Annotated in this window: 17 protein-coding genes and 3 tRNA genes; 3 read left to right on the top strand and 17 right to left on the bottom strand. The window is 41.7% G+C overall.

Annotated elements, in window-relative coordinates; genetic code table 11:
• Window position 1 precedes the first annotated feature (1 nt).
• Window positions 2-1,144: a cysteine desulfurase family protein gene (locus K6969_RS05945; protein WP_029173547.1), complete on the bottom strand. Its 1,143-nt coding sequence runs from the start codon at window positions 1,142-1,144 to the stop codon at window positions 2-4.
• A gap of 112 nt (window positions 1,145-1,256) precedes the next feature.
• On the opposite strand from K6969_RS05945, the gene K6969_RS05940 reads away from it, so the two are divergent.
• The gene (locus tag K6969_RS05940; RefSeq protein WP_029173546.1) at window positions 1,257-1,664 is read left to right on the top strand and encodes a DUF6556 family protein; all 408 of its coding nucleotides are present in this window, start codon (window positions 1,257-1,259) and stop codon (window positions 1,662-1,664) included.
• A 266-nt stretch (window positions 1,665-1,930) separates the two neighbouring features.
• Here the strand turns inward: K6969_RS05940 and K6969_RS05935 are convergent, their stop codons facing one another.
• On the bottom strand, window positions 1,931-2,944 hold the full coding sequence (locus K6969_RS05935) for a threonine aldolase family protein (protein WP_321537500.1): 1,014 nt from the start codon (window positions 2,942-2,944) through the stop codon (window positions 1,931-1,933).
• A gap of 103 nt (window positions 2,945-3,047) precedes the next feature.
• Between K6969_RS05935 and K6969_RS05930 the strand changes: the two genes are divergently transcribed.
• Complete coding sequence (locus tag K6969_RS05930) at window positions 3,048-4,169, top strand: IS110 family transposase (RefSeq protein WP_015445098.1); 1,122 nt, start codon at window positions 3,048-3,050, stop codon at window positions 4,167-4,169.
• 458 nt (window positions 4,170-4,627) lie between these two features.
• Here K6969_RS05930 and K6969_RS05925 read toward each other — a convergent pair.
• The 14 genes from K6969_RS05925 to parE form a co-directional block, all read right to left on the bottom strand.
• Window positions 4,628-4,699 (bottom strand) — tRNA-Arg (locus tag K6969_RS05925).
• 37 nt (window positions 4,700-4,736) lie between these two features.
• The gene (gene rpsA / locus K6969_RS05920) at window positions 4,737-5,942 is read right to left on the bottom strand and encodes a 30S ribosomal protein S1 (protein ID WP_171943068.1); all 1,206 of its coding nucleotides are present in this window, start codon (window positions 5,940-5,942) and stop codon (window positions 4,737-4,739) included.
• Window positions 5,943-6,065: 123 nt separating this feature from the next.
• Window positions 6,066-6,137: transfer RNA gene (locus K6969_RS05915), tRNA-Gln, on the bottom strand.
• Window positions 6,138-6,412: 275 nt separating this feature from the next.
• A tRNA-Tyr gene (locus K6969_RS05910) sits at window positions 6,413-6,493 on the bottom strand.
• A 51-nt stretch (window positions 6,494-6,544) separates the two neighbouring features.
• Window positions 6,545-6,778, bottom strand: coding sequence for a DUF2969 domain-containing protein (locus K6969_RS05905; protein ID WP_029178558.1), 234 nt, complete (start codon window positions 6,776-6,778; stop codon window positions 6,545-6,547).
• 66 nt (window positions 6,779-6,844) lie between these two features.
• The gene (locus tag K6969_RS05900; RefSeq protein ID WP_029178559.1) at window positions 6,845-7,867 is read right to left on the bottom strand and encodes a branched-chain amino acid aminotransferase; all 1,023 of its coding nucleotides are present in this window, start codon (window positions 7,865-7,867) and stop codon (window positions 6,845-6,847) included.
• Between the two features lie 110 nt (window positions 7,868-7,977).
• A complete protein-coding gene (locus tag K6969_RS05895; protein ID WP_029178560.1) occupies window positions 7,978-8,595 on the bottom strand; it encodes a DUF4230 domain-containing protein in 618 nt (205 codons plus the stop codon).
• 153 nt (window positions 8,596-8,748) lie between these two features.
• Window positions 8,749-11,202: a DNA topoisomerase IV subunit A gene (gene parC, locus K6969_RS05890; protein WP_029178561.1), complete on the bottom strand. Its 2,454-nt coding sequence runs from the start codon at window positions 11,200-11,202 to the stop codon at window positions 8,749-8,751.
• Window positions 11,203-11,562: 360 nt separating this feature from the next.
• Entirely contained in the window at window positions 11,563-12,804 is a 1,242-nt protein-coding gene (locus K6969_RS05885; RefSeq protein WP_029178562.1) for a restriction endonuclease subunit S, read from the bottom strand.
• Window positions 12,747-14,771 carry a class I SAM-dependent DNA methyltransferase gene (locus K6969_RS05880; protein ID WP_029174929.1) on the bottom strand — a complete coding sequence of 675 codons (2,025 nt, stop codon included), beginning with the start codon at window positions 14,769-14,771 and terminating at the stop codon, window positions 12,747-12,749. The genes K6969_RS05885 and K6969_RS05880 overlap by 58 nt, the downstream gene beginning before the upstream one ends.
• A 3-nt stretch (window positions 14,772-14,774) precedes the next feature.
• Entirely contained in the window at window positions 14,775-15,335 is a 561-nt protein-coding gene (locus tag K6969_RS05875; protein WP_029174928.1) for a GTP pyrophosphokinase, read from the bottom strand.
• 26 nt (window positions 15,336-15,361) lie between these two features.
• Complete coding sequence (locus tag K6969_RS05870) at window positions 15,362-15,865, bottom strand: YkvA family protein (RefSeq protein WP_029174927.1); 504 nt, start codon at window positions 15,863-15,865, stop codon at window positions 15,362-15,364.
• Window positions 15,866-15,897: 32 nt separating this feature from the next.
• A complete protein-coding gene (gene fic / locus K6969_RS05865; protein WP_174852245.1) occupies window positions 15,898-16,500 on the bottom strand; it encodes a protein adenylyltransferase Fic in 603 nt (200 codons plus the stop codon).
• Between the two features lie 23 nt (window positions 16,501-16,523).
• Window positions 16,524-18,473: a DNA topoisomerase IV subunit B gene (parE, locus tag K6969_RS05860; protein ID WP_321537487.1), complete on the bottom strand. Its 1,950-nt coding sequence runs from the start codon at window positions 18,471-18,473 to the stop codon at window positions 16,524-16,526.
• A gap of 142 nt (window positions 18,474-18,615) precedes the next feature.
• Between parE and plsY the strand changes: the two genes are divergently transcribed.
• Complete coding sequence (gene plsY, locus K6969_RS05855; protein ID WP_321537486.1) at window positions 18,616-19,317, top strand: glycerol-3-phosphate 1-O-acyltransferase PlsY; 702 nt, start codon at window positions 18,616-18,618, stop codon at window positions 19,315-19,317.
• A 227-nt stretch (window positions 19,318-19,544) separates the two neighbouring features.
• Here the strand turns inward: plsY and K6969_RS05850 are convergent, their stop codons facing one another.
• Entirely contained in the window at window positions 19,545-20,834 is a 1,290-nt protein-coding gene (locus tag K6969_RS05850) for an IS4 family transposase (protein WP_321537485.1), read from the bottom strand.
• Window positions 20,835-20,879 lie beyond the last annotated feature (45 nt).

The following is a 20,879-nucleotide window of genomic DNA, read 5'->3' as shown; positions in this document are numbered from 1 at the left end:
TCTACCTTACTTTCTGTGTGTTTTGATAAATTTGTTTGAAAATCGTAAGAAATTGTTCGATTTGTCCCATATCATTGTCATCATCCAAGCTGATACGGACGGCAGTTTGAGCCAACTTCTGCGGAACACCCATGGCAATCAGGGTTCCAGCTGGTTTTCCAGCCTTGGACGAGCAGGCTGAGGTGGTCGAAATGTAAATCTGGTGGTCTTCAAAGGCATGGACAATGACCTCGCCACGAATATTCTTAATCCCGAAAGTCACAATGCTTGGCACAAAGTTCTCTAGCCCAGAAAAGACTGTCACATCAGCAAATTTGCCCAATTCATCTACCAAAATCTGCTTCATGGCTGCCAGTCGCTTCTGGCTATCTACCGCCTTGTCCAAGGTCAAGCGGAGCGCCTTAGCCGTTGCTGCAATACCAGCTACATTTTCAGTTGTTGAGCGTTTGTCGCTTTCCTGTCCTCCTCCTGTCAATAGCGGAGCGATTTTCTTGCCAGCTTTGACATAGACGAAACCTACTCCTCTGACAGAGTGGAATTTGTGACCTGAAAAACTGGCAAAATCAACTCGGTCTGTCAAATATCGTTCCGTTGGCACCTTGCCGATAGCCTGCACCGCATCCACATGGAAGGAGATGGTTGGCTTATCAGCTAACAGTTGAGATATTTCCTGAATGGGCTGAATAGCACCAATTTCATTGTTGACGGCCATGATAGAAACCAATGTGGTATCTGGACGAATCAAGCTTTCTAAGGCTGCAACATCCACAAAACCTTGGGCATTGACCGGAGCCAAATCCACCTCAAAACCTTGCGTTTTGAGCCAAAGAGCAGACTCTTTTACGGCCGGGTGTTCAATAGCTGAGACGATGATGTGCTTTCCCAGATGGGCCTTCTCAAATGCGACACCTTTAATGACCCAGTTGTCCCCTTCTGTACCGCCTGATGTGAAAAAGATTTCCTTGCTATCCTTGCCGAGAAGCTCTGCAATTTGCTTACGAGATGCTTCTAAAATACGGGTTGCCTGACTGCCTAGACTATGGAGGCTAGACGGGTTTCCCCAGATTTTTGTCGCCACTTCCGTATAGGTCTTGAGAACTTCTGGATAGACCTGTGTCGTTGCCGCATTATCAAAATAAATCATGTCTTCATTCCTTTTTTTGCAATAGTCCTATTTTATCACGTTTTCATGCCTTTCGCCAATCTTTAAGATAGTTTTAAACTTGTTTTTTTATGATGAACTTGGAGGATAGCACATGAAATCAACAAATAGAAAAGAACATGGTTCTGCCTTAACAAAACTACAAAAATTTTTGACCTTTATAGGTTCGATTTTAGGAATTATTACTGCTTGTATTACAATTTATACTTTTACTGCTAAATCGACAGCATCCAGTACAAATACCACTCCAACTAGTAGTTCTGTAACTTCATCCAGCTCTAGTAGTCAGTCTCAAGCCAACGCTTCTAGCCAAGAGTCCAATTATGACACAACTACAAGTTTAGGTAGCGAAACAATAGAATCAGCTTCAGCAACCACTTCTGAATCTACCAATATTTCATCTGAAAGCAGTACTTCGTTAAGTCAAACATCCGAAGCTACAGAAACTAGCACTAGTTCAGAAGTTACAAGCGGTGCTTCTGAAAGAACCTCTGATCAATAATATTGTATATTTTAATTCTTTTATTTTGATAAACTGAATGATCAAAATGGTACGCTTTTGATGATTATTTAAACTAATCACATATAGATATTTCTGTTTCAAATCGTTTTCTTATGCATTATATACTTGACTAATATTTGAACTAAAATTTCTTCTAATCTATATCTTATTAAGTTTGTAATAAGTATGTTCTAGAAGAAAAGAGATAATAGTCTATCAAAATTTACAGACAAAAAAGAAAGGTTAATCCTTTCTTTTTTAGTTTTCTACAGTATTTTTCTTAACTCATCTATATCTTCTTGACTGGTTGACCAGCTGGTCGCAAAGCGGATAACACTGTGGCTATCATCATATTTTTCCCAGAAACTATAGGCAATTCCAGTTTCTGTCAATCTAGTCAATTCTTCATTCTTAACAATAACAAACTGCTGATTAGTTGGTGATTTGAGATAGAACTGGAAACCTTTCTCTTCCAAAATCTGGGTCAGTTGCTCTGCCATTGCGATAGCATGACGCCCCAATTCAAGATATAAACCATCGGTAAATAGTCTATCAAATTGAACACCTGTCAATCTACCTTTTGCCAACAAGGCACCATGGTGTTTGACAATTGATACGAAATTCTTTGGCTGATTGTTCTTTGTGAAGACCAAAGCTTCACCCATCAAGGCACCTAGTTTTGTCCCACCAATATAAAAAACATCTGTCAGCTCTGCTATTGCCTGCAAATCAAGATCTGTATCGCGTGAGACAAGTCCATATCCCAAACGAGCACCGTCTAAAAAGAGCGGAATATTGTGCTTGCGACAGATTTTTGCTAAGTCCTCCAGCTCTGACTTGCTATAAAGTGTCCCGTATTCAGTCGGGTGGGAAATATAAACCATTCCTGGATGAACCATATGAGCATGATTGGCATCTGCGTAGAAGTCATTGATAAAGCTATCCACGTCACTCGCTGTAATTTTACCTTCCTGATGTGGCAAAGTCATTACTTTATGCCCTGTGAACTCAATTGCTCCTGCTTCGTGGATAGAAATGTGACCTGTATCTGCAGCAATAACTCCCTCATAAGAATCCAACATAGAAGAGATAACAATTTGATTGGTCTGCGTGCCACCTGCTAAAAACGTAACTTGTGCATGAGGACAGTCCGTAGCAAGTCTGATTTTTTTGATAGCAGATTCAGTATATTTATCAGTGCCATATCCAGATAAACCTTCTTGGTTGCTTGCAACTAAGGCTTCTAGCAAGGCGGGATGGGCACCTTTGTTATAGACAATATGTAAAGACCCCCAGTTGAGAATTCGTGGATTTACCTGTACACTAGAATAAAAAAACAATCAACTTCTAACAGGAATTACCACACTCAATTGGAGGTCTTATATGTTTCATTTTACCACACTTTTCATCGGAATGGATGTTCACAAAGAAAGTTTTTCACTCTGCTATTATGATATGATGGCGAATCAATTCAAACATAGCACTAAAGTTGGTCCAAATGTTAGCTATATTGTGAACTATGTGAATGAGCTTCGTCGTTTATATGGTCAAGATGCAGAAGTGTTATGTGGCTACGAAGCCGGATGTCTTGGATTTACCCTATATCACCAGCTACAAGCTCACGGGATCCCCTGTATCGTGATGGCGCCTACAACGGTGATGAAGGAAGGATCTAAGCGTGTTAAGACTGATAAAAAAGATGCAGCTCAGCTCGCAAAAGCTCTGGCCTTTCGTAGCTATCGGCCTGTTCATATTCCTACTGTTGAGGATGAACAAGTCAAAGAATATATCCGCATGAGAACAGACCACAAAGTGGCTCTGAAGAAAATCAAACAACAAATTCTTGCCTTCTGTCTCCGACATGATTTTCGCTATACCGAGGGAAGCAGTAATTGGACACAGAAACATGTCCGCTGGCTCCGTTCCCTAAATCCTGATGGACTTTACGCAGAGATTTTGACAGAATATCTATTGACCTATGAGAAATTAGTAGATCAAATAGAACGGTATGATGCACGAATTGAGCAACTGGGTCAAAGCGACAGTTACCAAGAGAAGGTCTCACGGCTTTCTTGCTTTATTGGCATTAAAACACTAACTGCTCTTTCCATTGTGACAGAAATCGGTGATTTTAATCGCTTTGCGACAGCTCAACATTTTGCTTCTTATCTTGGGCTAACTCCTAGCGAAAATTCTAGCGGCGACAAGGAGAGAAGAGGTGCTATCACCAAAGCTGGGAATAGCCATGTGAGACGACTTCTGATAGAAGCTGCACAATCATTGGCTAAGGGGACGATTGGGTATAAATCCAAAGAATTGAAAAGGAGACAAAGTGGAAACCGAGTGGAGGTGATTGCTTATGCGGATAAGGCTAATGAACGCTTAAGAAGACGTTATCGCACACTTGTTCTAGGAAAAAATAAGAAACAAAATGTTGCTAAAACAGCTATTGCACGAGAATTGTCTGGTTTTATTTGGGGGATGATGACAGGAAGAATAGCTTGAAGTTAGCGCTTGTTTTCATGTACACTTTTGACCATTAAGTTTTATCATCGCAGAGCGATGAGGAATCCCTATTTCTATCCAAAATCACTGGGTGAATTTGGACAGAAATAAGGATTGAAATCATGTTTGAATGGAAAGTATCTTGAAGGAGTTTAGGACTTCAAGGTTTGAGTCATCTACGAAACGACTAAGTGGCACAATTGTGATCCACGCTTATAGAGAGTAGGACTCGCGGCAGAACCATTGACCTGTAGGTAACCAATCCACGAATATCAGAGTGGCCAATGCCCGAAGCTAAGAACTAGGCTCTTTCTAGATACTTTTCATTTTTTTATCAGTTCGATTGTTTTTACTTGACAAAGGGCTTTACATATCAGTCATTTTCAAAATGTAACATATCATAACCTCCTTGATATAATATAAGAAAAAAGCCTGTTAATGCAGGCTTTTCAATTTAGTCCACCCTGAGGGAATCGAACCCCCATCTCAAGAACCGGAATCTTACGTGATATCCATTACACTAAGGGTGGAAAGGAAAAACTTGCACAAGGCAAGTTTTTATATGAATTACAATTCAATGTCACCGAAAAGGTCAGCCATTGAGAATCCAGATTGAGTTTCTGGCAATTCGTAATCACGTTTTTCTTCACGTTTTTGACGACGTGGACGTGGAGCACGTTTTTCAGCTTTTTCTTCACCTTCAGCAACTGCTGGACGCTCTTCCAAAGCTTTGATAGAAAGTGATACACGCTCATCAGCTGCGTTCACTTCAAGAACTTTAACAGTAACTTCTTGACCTACTGACAAAGCGTCTTTTGGATTTTCAACACGTTTGTGTGAAATTTGTGAAATGTGTACCAAACCATCGATACCTGGCAATACTTCAACGAAAGCACCGAAGTCAGTCAAGCGTTTTACTTTACCTTCGATGACGTCGCCAGCTGCCAATTTTTGCTCAACGCCATCCCATGGACCAGGCTGTGTAGCTTTCAATGACAATGATACGCGACCTTCAACTTCGTCGATTGCAAGAACTTTAACTTCAACTTCTTCACCAACTGTTACAGCTGATTTAGGAGATACGTTACGCTCGTGTGACAATTCAGTCAAGTGTACCAAACCATCTACACCACCAAGGTCGATGAAAGCACCGAAGCTTGTGATACGTGCAACTTTACCAGTCACAACTTCACCAACTGCCAATTTACCGAATACTTCAGCACGTGCAGCCGCAGCTTCTGCTTCAACAACGTCACGACGTGACAAGATGAAACGGTTCTCAGCAGGATCAACTTCTTTGATTTTAGCATCAAATTCTTGACCTACAAAACGCTCAGTGTTACGAGTGAAACGGCTGTCGATCATTGAAGCTGGGATGAAACCACGAAGACCTTCAAATTCAACTGCAAGACCGCCTTTAACGGCACGAGTTACTTTAACTGTAACAACTTCTTCTTCACGACCAACAAGCTTGTCCCATGCTTTACGTGCTTCCAAACGTTTTTTAGATACAAGATAAGTAACAGTGTCTGTATCTTTACCAACAACTTGGCGAAGTACTAACAATTCAAGTGTTTCACCAACTTTTACAAGGTCGTTGATATCAGCATCACGGTCGTTAGTCAACTCACGAAGAGTCAATACGCCTTCAACACCAGTTCCTGAGATAGCTACGTTTGCTTGACCAGCATCAACTGTCAATACTTCTGCAGTTACCACATTACCAGGTGTAACTTCGCTTACACTGTTCAACAAATCTTCAAATTCGTTCATTATAAAAAAACCTCCGACAATCAGGTCTTTCGACCCAACATAAAATATATTTTATTTAAGGCACACGCAAGGACAACAACAATTAGACATCTTTGACGAACTAGACTATATCTAGTACCTTTACTGGGGTAGCTGGATTCGAACCAACGCATGAGGGAGTCAAAGTCCCTTGCCTTACCGCTTGGCGATACCCCAAAAAATAGATACAATTCATTTATTTACTAATCACAAGAAATTGAACTCGATATTAATTTCTTAGGAAAATAGATAGCCTTCCTTGAGTGTTAACATTCAGCGTCAGTCTCCTAATTTTCTACAGAAATTTCTGATAAACCAGAACATCTCTCGTATCTTAGTTGAACACGGACTAAAATCCTAGTGAAAAAGATAAACTTCCTTGTGTGTTTAGCACACTACGTCAGTTTCCTATTTTCATACGGATTTCTTAACGTCCTTTGTATCCTGTTCAATGGAGAGAGAGGGATTCGAACCCCCGAACCCGAAGGAGCGGATTTACAGTCCGCTGCGTTTAGCCTCTTCGCTATCTCTCCGTACACTAACAGTCACTATTCTAACATAAAATAGCGACTATTACAAGCCTTTTAGTGACTTAAATTATAATTTTCAATAATATTTTCGACTGCTTTTTCTAATTTTTTGTAAAAGCTTTCGGTGTTTCCATTTTTTATAACTGCAAAGTTATTTTCAGCCAATTCTGCAATTTCTCCAATTACTTTTTTACCTATAACAAGGCGGTAGCCAGGGAACTCTTCTCTATTGACAAGAACTTTGCTATCTTCAATCTGAATTTCAATTTTTTTATCTTTTTTACTCATTTTCAAACCTCACTTTTACTATTCTACAAAAAAAGAGAAGAGCTTGCAAGTGCAAGCCCTCTGAAATTAATCTACTTCGACAATCCAGCCTTCAGGAGCTTCAATATCACCAAACTGGATACCTGTTAATTCTTCATACAATTTACGAGTGACAGGTCCTACTTCTGTTTCACTATGGAAAATATGGAGTTTGTCTGCAATCTGGATACCACCAATTGGTGAGATGACTGCAGCTGTTCCGCAGGCTCCTGCTTCGACAAACTGATCTAATTCTTCGACAAGGACTTCACGTTCCACTGCCTTCATCCCCAGACGATGCTCTGCCAAATACAAGAGAGAATACTTGGTAATGGACGGCAAGATTGATGGTGAAATCGGTGTGACAAACTCGTTATTGGCTGTAATCCCAAAGAAGTTAGCAGACCCTACTTCTTCAATCTTGGTGTGGGTAGCTGGGTCTAGGTAAATCACATCTGAGAAGCCCTGCTTTTTGGCATATTGACCCGGTAAGAGCGATGCTGCGTAGTTACCGCCGACCTTGGCTGCCCCAGTTCCGTTAGGTGCTGCACGGTCGTACTTGTCTTGGATGAGGAAGTTGGTCGGAGCCAGGCCGCCCTTGAAATAGTTGCCAACCGGCATGGCGAAAACGGTGAAAATATACTCTTCCGCAGGTTTGACGCCGATGATGTCGCCGACGCCGATGAGGAGCGGGCGGAGATAGAGGGTGCCACCAGTTCCATAGGGAGGAACGTAGTCTGCATTGGCTTTGACCACTTCTTTACAAGCCTTGATGAAAAGATCAGTCGGTACAGGCTCCATGAGCAAGCGGTCAGCTGTCCGTTGCAGGCGCTCAGCGTTTTGGTCTGGACGAAAGAGCTGGAGTTTTCCCTCCTTGGTACGATAGGCTTTAAGGCCCTCAAAGGCCTGCTGCCCATAGTGAAGGGCTGGTGAGCTTTCTGAAATGTGCAGTTCCGCATCTTCGGTCAATTGCCCCTCAGACCACTGGCCGTTTTTGAAATGAGCGATGAAGCGATAAGGTAGTTTCATATAAGAAAAACCAAGGTTTTCCCAGTCAATGTTCACTGTCATATAGTTTCTCCAAATTCATTTTTTATTATTTTACTACTTTTGAAAGTGATTTTCAATTAAAAATTCAGAAAATTTTGTGAATATAAGAAAAAGCCTGGTAAACCAGACTCTTACTCTTTAAAAACAAATTCTAGTTGAATTTCAGGTGAGATAGCACTGAATAAATTTTGATAGTAGGTTTTGGCTGACTCTTTTATGTCCTCCTGATAATCTGCTAGAAACGTTTCTTGTTCTGCTGACTGAAATTCATCTGTGATAAGTTGGGCAGTATCGATCTCTTCTGTCGCAAAACTCAGTATCTCACCACTCTTATCATATAAGGTATAAGGTTCTTCTGCATCTAATTCCAATCCAATGACTTCAAAGGCTGGAAGGGTAATTTTGTACCGATTTTCAGAAAGATGTTCAATAGATACAGGACTTTTGATACCAAATTTTGCCTTGTACTTGATAATTAAGAGGGCTGATTTCTCTGAGAAGGGCATTTCTTGACCAAATAAGACCGTGTAGTTTTTAGCAGTCACAATTTTCTGGACAGCTGTATTTAGAAATACCAATTCATTGACTTGCTCGACAGACTCAATAGCCGTATGGACACTCACTTCCTGCTGATTACTCTTTTCACCAGAGATGTAACCGTATCCCCATACACCACACAATAACAGAAGGAAGGACAGAACAAGCCATAGATAGACTTTTATACTGAAAAATAATTTGATAATTTTCATAATATTTACCTCCTCTACAGTATAGCAAAAAGCCCTGACCCACTTCTCAGTGTTCGTGTCAACATCTCAGCGCAGTGGTTGATTGGGTTTAACAGTCCAGTGGACTGTTAAAGGTTGGAGATAAGATTTGCGAAGCAAATCTCAGCAATTTTTTTAGTCTATCCAGGCTCTGAAGACTTCCTCATCAGAAATGGTGTCTGAAATAAAGCTACCGTTGCTGGTTCGTTCGGACAGGCTAAGCTGGGTCACATCGACATCATAGAGTTTACCCGTTTTGGACTGCACGTGAAAGATTTGACTTGTCGTTTCATCTTCATTTGTCGTGCTAAAGAGATCAAAATCGCCCTGATCCGTCAAGACTGGACCCGCAGCAAAGACACGGTGCGGTTTAGACTTGAGCTCTCGCAAAACCTGCAAACCACGCTTGGCACGGCTGGTCACAGGGATTTCCTCCGTCGCCATCCGCTTCAAACTACCACGCTGAGTCAGGAGATAGACGGAGCTGGTTTTGCTGATAAAGGCCGCAACCACCACATCCTCGTCCTTGAGGTTGACCGCCTTGACACCGGCCGCCTTGGCACCGATGATTGGCACTTCTTCGATGTTAAATCGCAGAGCGTAGCCCTTTTCTGTGATAAGCATAATGTCGTCCAAGACCACAGGTGATACAGTAATGACCACATCCTCCGCATCTTTGAGTTTGGCATACTTGGTTGACTTGGACTTGTAAGTTCGCCAAGGAGCAAACTCCTTCCGCTCCACACGCTTGATTTGACCATATTTGGTCACCGCAAAATAAGTTCCCTCCTCAAAATTCTCCACCAATTCAGCAAAGATAATTTCTTCATTGGTCTCAAAATTCATGAGTGTCTGGCTAAGGTGTTCACCAATGTCCTTCCAACGAATATCTGTCAACTCATGGACAGGTCGGTAGATGACATTTCCAAGATTGGTAAAGAGCAAGAGGTGCTGGGTTGTCTTGGCATTCTGCAAGAAAATCAGCTGATCGTCATCCCGCTTGCCAACTTCTTCCACCGTTGAAGCACCGAAAGAACGCGGACTAGTCCGTTTGATATAGCCAGCCTTAGTCACGCTGACAAAAGTCTCTTCCTCGACAATCAAGCTAGCGGTATCAATCTCAATCGCTTCTGCTTGATCTTGTAACTCACTCAAACGAGGATTACCAAATTGCTTCCTGACCTCACGCAGTTCTTTCTTCATGAGATTGAACATGGTCCGTTCGTCGCCAATAATGGCTGCCAAGGTCTGAATCTGCTCGCGTAGAGCTGCTTCTTCATTTTCCAAGGTCACAATATCGGTGTTTGTCAAACGGTAAAGTTGCAAGGTCACGATAGCCTCAGCCTGTTCCTCGCTGAAATCATAGCTGATTTTCAAGTTTTCCTTGGCATCCGCCTTGTTTTCAGAAGCACGGATAAGAGCAATAACCTCGTCCAAGATGGAAATGACACGGATCAAACCTTCTACGATATGGAGGCGTTTTTCTGCCTTTTCCTTGTCAAACTTAGACCGGGCAATGATAATCTCACGGCGGTGGGCAATGTAGCTGGACAGAATCTTCTGCAAGCCAACCTGACGTGGTGTGAAGTTATCAATGGCCACCATGTTGAAGTTGTAATTGATTTGCAGGTCGGTGTATTTGTAGAGGTAGTTGAGAATGGTTTGCTCATCGCTGTCTTTTTTCAGCTCAATGGCAATCCGCAGACCTGTCCGGTCTGACTCATCACGCACCTCGGCAATACCAGGCACCTTGTTGTTGACACGGACATCATCAATTTTCTTGACCAGTACAGCCTTGTTGACCTCGTAAGGAATCTCGGTAATGACAATCTGTTTCTTACCAGCCTTGAGTTGCTCAATTTCACAACGGCTACGGACAACGACACGTCCCTTACCAGTTTCATAGGCTTTCTTGATTTCGTCAGCCCCTTGGATAATGGCACCTGTTGGGAAGTCAGGCCCAGGCAAGAACTCCATCAACTTTTCTAACTTAGCAGTCGGATGATCAATCATGTAAACAACGGCATCGATGACCTCCGCCAGATTATGCGGCGGGATGTCAGTCGCGTATCCTGCTGAAATTCCTGTCGCTCCATTGACCAAGAGATTAGGGAAGGCAGCTGGTAGCACAGTGGGCTCTTTTTCCGTATCGTCAAAGTTCCAGGCAAATGGTACCGTCTTTTTCTCGATGTCGGCCAGCAGGTAGCCTGCCATCTCCGAGAGGCGAGCCTCGGTGTAACGCATGGCTGCAGGCGGATCGCCGTCCATGGAACCGTTGTTTCCGTGCATCTCCACCAAAATCTCACGGTTCTTCCAGTCCTGGCTCATGCGGACCATGGCATCATAAATAGAAGAATCACCGTGCGGGTGGAAATTCCCCATGATATTCCCGACTGACTTGGCGGACTTACGATAGCCCTTGTCAAAAGTATTGCCGTCCTTATTCATGGAATAAAGAATCCGACGTTGCACGGGCTTGAGACCGTCACGAATGTCCGGCAAAGCCCGCTCCTGAATAATGTATTTGGAGTAGCGACCAAAACGCTCTCCCATGATGTCCTCAAGGGACATGTTTTGAATGTTTGACATAAATTAAGATACAAAGCCCGTAAAAGACAAAGTCAAAATAGGAAATCGGCAGAAAATCCTGATTTTCAAGACGATTTATCTTTTTGACACAGCCTTTAGGGCGTGTTCAGTTGGTTCTACTAACTGAACATTCCTTTCTTTGTTTCTTGACGGAAAGTTTATCTTTCTTTTTTACTTTTTTGATAATCGCCTTAGGTAGTGGGGACGGAAGCGACCTCCTGCGGAGTTCCATTCCTAAGTTGGAAGCCGAAGTCTTCCAACTTCCCTGAAGCTAATAACCTTGTTATTAGCTTCTTTCACTACGGCGGCGATTATCCATTTTGAGCTCGCTAACGCTCGCTTGCATGCCGTAGCAAAATGTTAATGTTGAGCAACAACCTCTTTTGTTGCTTGGATTTTCTTGTCTGTCCATTCAACCAAGTCTTTAATCACCAATTTTTCGATAACTTTAATGAAATCGGACATGAAAGTGTAGTCAGGTTGATTGTTTTGGGTAGGTAAAGAAACTTCAACGCTTTTCAGTACATGTTCATTAAAAGAACTACTACCCCAACTGAATGTAGAAAAACTTTTTCTCATAGCAGTTATAATGTACTGACCAGTAAATCTATCTAGTTCAATGTCTTTTGCTTGTAAAATTTTAATTTTATCTCCAGTAAAATAAGCTTCCTTTTGATAAAACATCGTTGCTGTATCTTGCCCAAAACTGATTGAACCTGCAGGATTTAAAAACTCTTCTGGTTCAGTAATATACCCTCTGATACCGTTATTGCTTTCTCCTCTCGCAACATATGGAAATTCTCCTCCAAATTCAATTGAATTTGCATTATATTTCCTCTTGCTACTGTTGAGATAAAATAAATCCGATAGGGTATAAGTACCCAAATACTCTACTCTACTCTCAGTATCGGAGAGTTTAGCAAATCTGTCAAGTATTTTCTCATCATTTTTTGTAAGATGATACTCTTTAAGTCCAGTTACTGTTAGGTAAGCCTCGAGCGTCTCGATGCGTTCAGCCTCGAGCGTCTTTATGTAATTCTCCATATATGAAAATGCTATCTTTCCGTTAATAGTCGGAAGCTCAAAAAATTCTCTCCTAACTTTTGTCCAAACAGCCTTATTCTCCCAACCAAAACGCAGTTTAATCGATTTCTCTAAAGCTGAAGATATAAATATCAAGTGCTCTGGAAGAATTTCTTTCTTAAATTTTATTAAATAAGCATCCCATAGAACACCTACTTTCTTTATTTGTGGATATACAGTACCTGTTGCTACAGCACCATTGCTAATGATATCAATGGTCATTTCAGCACTATCAAAATCTTCCTCACGACCATAAAACATAATACCATTATTACCAAGCTTTGCATTAACAAGTGGAAGACTAAATTCCATACTCTGCACCTTAGAAGTGTCTTTTAATTTATCAAAATTCTTTCTATGACATTTTAATTCTAATTTTTCAAATAAATCTCCGATACGATACTCCCGCCACTCTCCCCCTGCCTCTTCAAACTCTTTGTCTAGTTTGGCTAGGCGAGGGCTTAGGGCTTTTTTGTGACGTCTTCTCCTTTTTGCTGGAGGAGTTGGGTAACTTCCCAAGAAAGGTAGTCAGCAACGGTCTTTTTGAAATCCTCTAAGGTTGGTTTGGTATCAATGACTTGGTGCTGTTCAAAATTCCAATCATTACCATTTAGACTGATAAAGTCCTCGATATAGACAGCATCCAAATCCCAATCTGCCTCTACTTTAGCTCGACTGCCTGCCTTGTAAATCTTGATGATGTCTTGATAACGTTGAACAGGGCTATCCACTTCTGAAATCCCACGTTTAGCGCGCTTGTAGCCATCATTTCTGAAGTCAATGAATTTGACAGGGCGTTCTACATCGTGAGGGGTCTTAGCTTCAAAAATATAAATTGACGTCTGCACCCCTGCCATTGGCACGAAAAGATCTACTGGCATCTTGATTGAGGCAAGCATGGTATGCTTTTTAAGAATAGATTGGGCTGTCTTGGTAGCTTTACCAGAACCTGCTGAATCTTGGATGATAATCGCACCTAAGCTTCCTTTTTCCATCTTATCAAGACCATGTTCTAAGAAAGGCAGTCCATTTTCATCATAAGAAAAAGGTGGGTTCAACAACAGACGGTCAGCCTTGAAGTTTTCAAAGAGACTTTCTGGGCGGTTAAAGGCTGAACCTTTCTCAATACGACTTGAACCATCACCACGTAAAATCATGTTGGTCGCCGCCAAAGTAAACATCTCTGCGTTTAGCTCAACGCCGAGAAGATTGTTTTTCTTGAGTGCATCAATAGCTTCATTTGCGGCCGTGGTCGCCTTACCAAAGATAGCGTTGGCATCTTCTATCATCAATTCCATTGCAGAAATCAAGAATCCAGCAGAACCTGTCGCCAAGTCCATTACTTTGTTATCTTTTTTGATTGCTAAAATCTGTGACATCATCTTGGTCACATAAGGCGGCGTTAAGACAATGCCAATTTCCTTACCATCTCCGAGAGCATACTTGAGAAACTCAGAATACATTTCCCCCATAATATCAATATGACCACCCAAACCGTCAATGGCTTTGAAGATGTATTCGTAGATAAAGGTGAAAATTTGTTTGGTCACACTTGCCTGACCATCAATCAACTTGGCAACTTCTTTATCAAGGTCTGTCTTTTCGTCACGCTGAGCATCTTTTGAAATTTCCTTGAAAGAGGAAATCATCAAGTCACGCTTGGTTTTCTCAATCCCTCTGTTTTCTAGAAAATTTGAAATATGCGTTACAATCAATTCGCCATCATGCTTGTCTTTGACTTGTTTCCCTAATAAATTGTCAGGAATTAGACCGTCGTCTAACTTAATTTTGTCACCATTTGGAGTAAGCATTTCAATATCTTGCATGGCCAAAAGCATACCAGATACATAGAGAACTCTCTGTGGAGCAGTGATATTATGATTGTGCATCAGGCGATTGAGTTTCTTGGCATAACTTTGCAAGACCGCTTGACTATCAATTAAAATCTGATGTTTTTCTTCTTCTGTCAGAACAGCGTTCTTGTAAAACGTTTCAAAACTTTTTTCATTTTCAAGAAAATCAAGAGTTTGAACGGTTGTTAATTCTTTATAGGCATTTAGAGCAGAACCGAAGACATAGTAAACTTTGAGAGAAACATTTTCTTCGTTGTCACCAGCCACACCAATCGCAAAGACCTCGCTGTATTTACCAGAAGCAATCATATTTCTAGCATAATACAGAGCACCATTAACTGCATAAGCAGAAACAGAACTATCATCTTGTTTGATACCGTCTTTATTTTCAGCAAGTAATTTTTTTGCTGAAAATTTATTTTCAAAGATAACAGGACGACTGTATTTTTCTACATGAAAATCTGGCTTACCAAAATTAGCTTTAGATTCCGTTTTGGCAGACCCTCTCAGAGCCTCTCTCATATAAGGACTCATACCTGATTCTTCATTGTAATCTTGCAACTTTCGTAATCCAATACGGTCTAACTGACCTTTTACCCAGTCATTAACATCTGACTCTAATTTCCAATCCATTTTTTACCCCACAAACTTCCTTTTATACTTGATATGACTGGCGATATTGCCATCGACATCCTTCTCATCCCAGAGTTGCAATTCCCACGGATAATAAAAATTACTCTTATTTTTGAAATAGATATGAATGCCGACATAGTCGTCCTTATCTCGCAGATACCAGTTTTTCAGTCCATATTTTTCCTGCCAGTCATCCAGACGCTCCATGACCTCTGCGATTTCCTCAGAAGTCAAAATCATACGAGCACCGAAAATATCATTGAGAATGGAGTTGACAGGATATCCCTCATTTCTCTCCTTAAAACGCTCAATCTTATCCAAAATGGATTCCGATGTTTTGACACGGTAAAAATAGGCAATGTCCTTCACATCAGCACGCATCAAGTAGTCATTGATAGATTCGTGTAAGTTGAGTCGATAAGCCAGAATAGGTTGAGTTGGCACCTTAGTAAATGTATGTTTGAGATTGACTTTTTCAACCTTTCCCGTTTCAAAATAGTCCTGGAAAAGCTCCCTGTCAATTCTGTTGATTTCAGCAATAAATCGCTCGACTTTTTCTAACAATTTCTGCTCCTTTTGTCATAGCAGAGCTACTCTTCCAATTTCCGCTGACTTGCCTGCCAGTTTCTGAAATCATCGACATCTGTTTTGATTAATTTCAAACAGGCATTAAGGACAAAGGCATCATCAAGTAGACCTGCTCCAAGGATGAAATCTGGTAAGGCATCAATAGGACTAAAAAAATAAATCAAAGCACCTATAATTGCGAGAATTGTCCCTTTGGGTAACTTGCTGTAATCCCTACGAATATAGCTTCGCACCATGGAAATCAAGCCTGGAATGGCTGAAAACTTGTCCCCGCCAAATGGAAGTCGCGCCAATTTCTTCTCGATATCTTGTAGAAAATGTTCCAATTTCCCTTGATCAGACAACAAGGCTTCTGCCCGTTCTCTAGTCTTGGAGGATTTCCAAGTTTCAAGCGCCTGGTCAAACTTTTCTTCTAATTCCTGTTTGTTTTTAAATGGCTTGCGCTTTCGAGCCCATTCAGACAACCGTTTTTGAAAACGGTCAGTTAATTTTACTCTTAGTGGCATAAAACACCTCACATAGTTTGCTTCTGCTAGAGTTACAAATCCTCTGTGCGATAGAGATTGTATCCTTCATAGTAATAAGAATGGTCGATGCCTTTGAAATAAGTAGCCTGACCAAGATCCTCCGTTAAGGCTTGCAATAACAGATATTTAAGCTCTCCTATTGACACATGGCTTCTAACCATTGCATTGAAATACTCATCTTTATCAATGCTATTCCAGTCAACAACCTTACCCAAACTATCCCGTAGCATACAATCCAACCAGATACGCATACTACGACCATTTCCTTCACGGAAGGGATGTGCGATGTTCATATCTGCGTACTTGTCAACAATCTCATCGAAAGTAGTATGAGGTAGCTTGTCAATGTGAGCCAATGACTGCTCCAGAAAAATACGAGGGGCAAATTGAAAATTATCTTTGGCAATATTAACATCGCGAATCTTAGCTGCAAAGTCGTAAATATCCTCAAATAAAGCCTGATGAATGTGTACCAAACCTGCAAAAGTTCCAACTTCTATCTGGAACAGTTGGCCAGTTTCGAACAGTTGAGCTGCTTTTTTCTTGCTGATTTGTTCCTCAAGACGGGCTAATTCAGCCGAATTTTCAATCCCCAATTTATTTTCTAAAACCATATGGCACCTCAACTTCCCTGAGATTATTTAGTAAAAGCTGTTGCTTCCTCCAAGGTAAACTTAACATTGTCCTCAATCCACTTGCGGCGTGGCTCGACCTTGTCGCCCATGAGGACGGACACACGGCGTTCAGCACGGGCTAGGTCTTCAATGGTAACACAGATAAGAGTACGAGTTTCAGGGTTCATAGTTGTTTCCCAGAGCTGATCGGCATTCATCTCACCGAGCCCCTTGTAGCGTTGGAGGATAAAGCCCTTGCCAAAATCCTTGCGGAGATCTTCAAGTTCTCCATCAGACCAAGCGTAGGCAATCTTTTCAGTCTTGCCCTTGCCTTTGGACATCTTGTAGAGCGGCGGAAGGGCAATGTAAACCCGTCCTGCTTCTACCAATGGTCGCATATAACGATAGAAGAAGGTCAGCAAGAGGGTCTGAATGTGGGCACCGTCCGTATCCGCATCGGTCATGATAATAATCTTGTCATAGTTGACATCTTCGATAGTGAAATCTGACCCAACACCTGCACCAATGGTGTAAATCATAGTGTTGATTTCTTCGTTTTTGAGGATGTCTGCCATCTTCGCCTTGGCGGTATTGATAACCTTACCTCGCAAGGGTAGAATGGCTTGGAACTTGCGGTCACGACCCTGTTTGGCAGAGCCTCCGGCCGAATCTCCCTCGACCAGATAGAGTTCGTTTTTGGCTGGATTTTTAGACTGAGCTGGGGTTAGCTTACCTGACAGAAGACCCTTGTCCTTTTTGTTTTTCTTACCATTTCGAGATTCGTCACGTGCCTTACGAGCGGCCTCGCGGGCGTCACGTGCCTTAATAGCCTTGCGAACTAGATTAGATGCTAGCTCACCATTTTCCAAAAGGAAGAAGGTCAGCTTGTCCGATACAATGCCGTCCACCACAGGACGAGCAAGCGGGCTGCCCAGCTTGTCCTTGGTCTGTCCTTCAAACTGCAAATGCTCTTCTGGGACAAGGATTGAGAGAACCGCAGACAAACCTTCACGGTAGTCAGAACCTTCTAAGTTCTTGTCCTTTTCCTTGAGCAAGTTGGTCTTGCGGGCATAGTCGTTCATGGCCTTGGTAATGGCTAGTTTGAGACCTGTTTCGTGGGTACCGCCGTCCTTGGTCCGAACGTTGTTGACAAAGGATAGGATGTTGTCTGAATAGCCGTCGTTGTACTGCATAGCAACTTGTACTTGGAATCCTGCATCTTCTCCTTCAAAATAGAGGACTGGTGTCAGAGTTTCCTTGTCTTCGTTGAGGTAGGATACAAAGTCCTGAACGCCATTTTCATAGTGATACTCCTCCTGCTCACTAGTCCGCTCATCTGTCAAGGTCATGGTGACTTGTTTGAGCAAGAAGGCTGATTCTTTCAGGCGTTCGGCAATGGTATTGAACTTGAAATCAGTCGTTGAGAAGATGGTATCATCAGGCATAAAGGTGACTTTTGTACCTGTTTTTGATTTTGGTGCGGTACCAATCTTTTCTAGGGTCGTGACTGGCTTTCCGCCCTGCTCAAATCGTTGCTTATAAACAGCTCCGTCACGGGTAATCTCAACTTCCAACCAGCTGGACAGGGCATTGACCACCGAAGAACCAACCCCGTGGAGACCACCTGAAGTCTTGTAGCCACCTTGACCGAACTTACCACCTGCGTGGAGAACGGTGAAGATAACTTCAACGGTTGGCTTGCCTGTTGCGTGCATGCCGACAGGCATTCCACGTCCACGGTCGGAAACGGACAAACTACCATCCTTGTTAATGGTCACATCAATTCGGTCACCAAATCCAGACAAGGCTTCATCGACAGCGTTGTCTACAATCTCCCAGACCATGTGGTGAAGGCCATTCCCATCTGTGGATCCGATGTACATTCCGGGGCGTTTGCGGACGGCGTCCAGCCCTTCCAATACCTGAATGGCATCATCATTATAGTTATTTATATTAATCTCTTTCTTAGCCAAAACTGACCTCCATACTTATCATCCTTTCTATATTACAAGTTTTTGGGCATTTTTGCAAAATTTTTCTGCTGTCTTTCGGATGGAACAGGGCAAACAGAAGTATTTTACGAAAAATCAATTGAATTTGTGGTATAATGAGAGCATGTTATTGAATTGTATTTTATTGATTGTAGCCTATTTGTTGGGCTCTATTCCGTCAGGTCTCTGGATTGGACAGGCATTTTTCAAGATTAATATTCGCGAGCATGGCTCTGGAAATACGGGTACGACCAATACTTTTCGTATTCTTGGGCCAAAAGCTGGAACGATTGTATTTGTTGTTGATTTTCTCAAGGGAACTTTGGCAGCCTTGCTCCCAGTCATTTTTCATGTTCAAGGAATTTCTCCGATTGTCTTTGGGCTACTGGCTGTACTGGGGCACACTTTCCCTATCTTTGCCAAATTCAAAGGTGGAAAGGCTGTGGCAACGTCGGCTGGTATGTTAATGGGATTTGCTCCTGCCTTCTGTTTTTATTTAATTCTAGTATTTGCCCTTTGCCTCTACTTGACGTCCATGGTTTCCTTCTCTAGCGTCTTAGCAGCAACCTTAGCCATCTTAGGAGCTCTGCTATTTCCAGCAATAGGAATCATCCTGCCAAGCTACGACTGGCTCTTTACCATCATCATCGTCTTTTTGGGCCTATTTGTCATCATCCGTCACAAGGAAAATATCCAGCGAATTTTGAAAAAAGAAGAAAATCTTGTCCCATTCGGCCTCAATCTAACCAAACAGAAAAAGGGAGCGGGAAAGAACTCGACTGGCCAAAAAAAGAGTTCGTCTTCCCGCCCCCGCACAGTTGATTAGGTCAGATTTGGAGTGTAAAACACGAACAAATCTGCCAATCAACCACTGCGCTGAGATGTTGACACGAACCCTGAGAAGCGAGGTTGGTCTTTTGCCCAATGTCATTAAGTTAAGCATTTAAACAATTAAAGGAACTATTCCCGTCCGAGCAATTGATGACCAAACGGGAATAGTTTTTGTATTTAGGGCGCACAAAAAGGAGGTTTTTTAACCCAATTTTTCAACTATTATGTTACTCTATAAGTGAAGCTTACAGGTGCCTTGCTTTTTATCTTTCTTTGGAATGTTCGATTGGGTCGGATGATGGATAAATGTTTGGCAATGTAGGTTTCTAATTGGAAGGAAGTAAGTTCTTCTCTAAGAAATTTTCGACAGGCATAAACAGCGTCTGAAAAACAAATTTTATAAGTCTGTTTTAACTTTGATGTTTTAATAGCAACGTGTGAGGTTAGCCATTTACAAACATTAAAATTGATAAAGCGAGCGTAGATTTCTTGGAGAATCCCTTCCTTCTTTTTTGCATGAAAATGAGTCAGACCGATACTGTATTTTAGGTCACGAAAACTGGTCTCTATGCCCCATCTGTAGGCATAGAGATCTTTTAATTTTTCTGGAGAATAATCGGTGTTTGTCACCAAAGTTTCAAAGAAACCTGGCTTGATTTCGAGACGCACCATTCGAAAATGAAGTTCGTAAAACTGAACTGGGTCGCTTTTTCGGCTAGAGCTTGGTAGAAAGTCAAAGGATGTGTGATTAGGTAAACAGCGATAGTGATTAGGAAAATTTTGATACTGTTGCTTCATCTCATTGGTTTGTTTCCGACAGATGTTTAGGTCAAATTTTTCATCAAAACAAGGGGTGTCAGGGAGGTTAAATCCTGATTTCATAGAATGATTCCCGTCACGAATACGAATAATATAGGACCAATTTCTTTCTTGGCAGTGAACCATGACATTGTAGGATTCATACCCCCTATCCATTATTACCAGAGCTTGTTTGAAAGAAGAGTTCTTCATCATATCAATAAAAGCCGCACGTTCATCAACCTCTCGATTATCTTGGATCCGTAAATCATGATACATCTCTTGTTCGAGATTGTAGAGAGCATTAATATGAATGAGATTGTAAGGAGTGTGGTGTGGTCCAGTTTGAAAAGAGGTCGTTTTATCAAAACGATTTCTTGGTAGAATCACATCACTGCCATCAACAGCCAGGATAGGGAGATTATCAGAGATTGGAATTTTAGAAGTAATATCCCTAAAAAGTGTTTTAAAAGCTTGGTGTTTAATCTGATACCGTCGTTGAACAAAGGCAGATTGAGAGACAGGCAAATCTAAATCAAGTAGCTCTTTGGCTAAGGTATTACCCCCCATGGTCAGTATAGCTTGAATCATGGTTTTCATAGTTAGCTGACTTTGCCGACTAAAATCTTTTTCAGGATGAAGCACAAACTGAGTGGCACTAGAAACGATGTCGTTAATACTATCAAGTAAATGAGCTTTAATCTGATCTAGCATGACTTTTCCCCTTTTATTTTTAGTGTAACATAAAAACTAACCCAC

This window comes from Streptococcus suis, from assembly GCF_019856455.1.
In the GTDB taxonomy this organism is placed as follows: Bacteria; Bacillota; Bacilli; order Lactobacillales; family Streptococcaceae; genus Streptococcus; species Streptococcus suis_AE.
The sequence above is the reverse complement of the archived record's forward strand: the minus strand, read 5'-3'. Positions and strand labels throughout refer to the sequence as shown.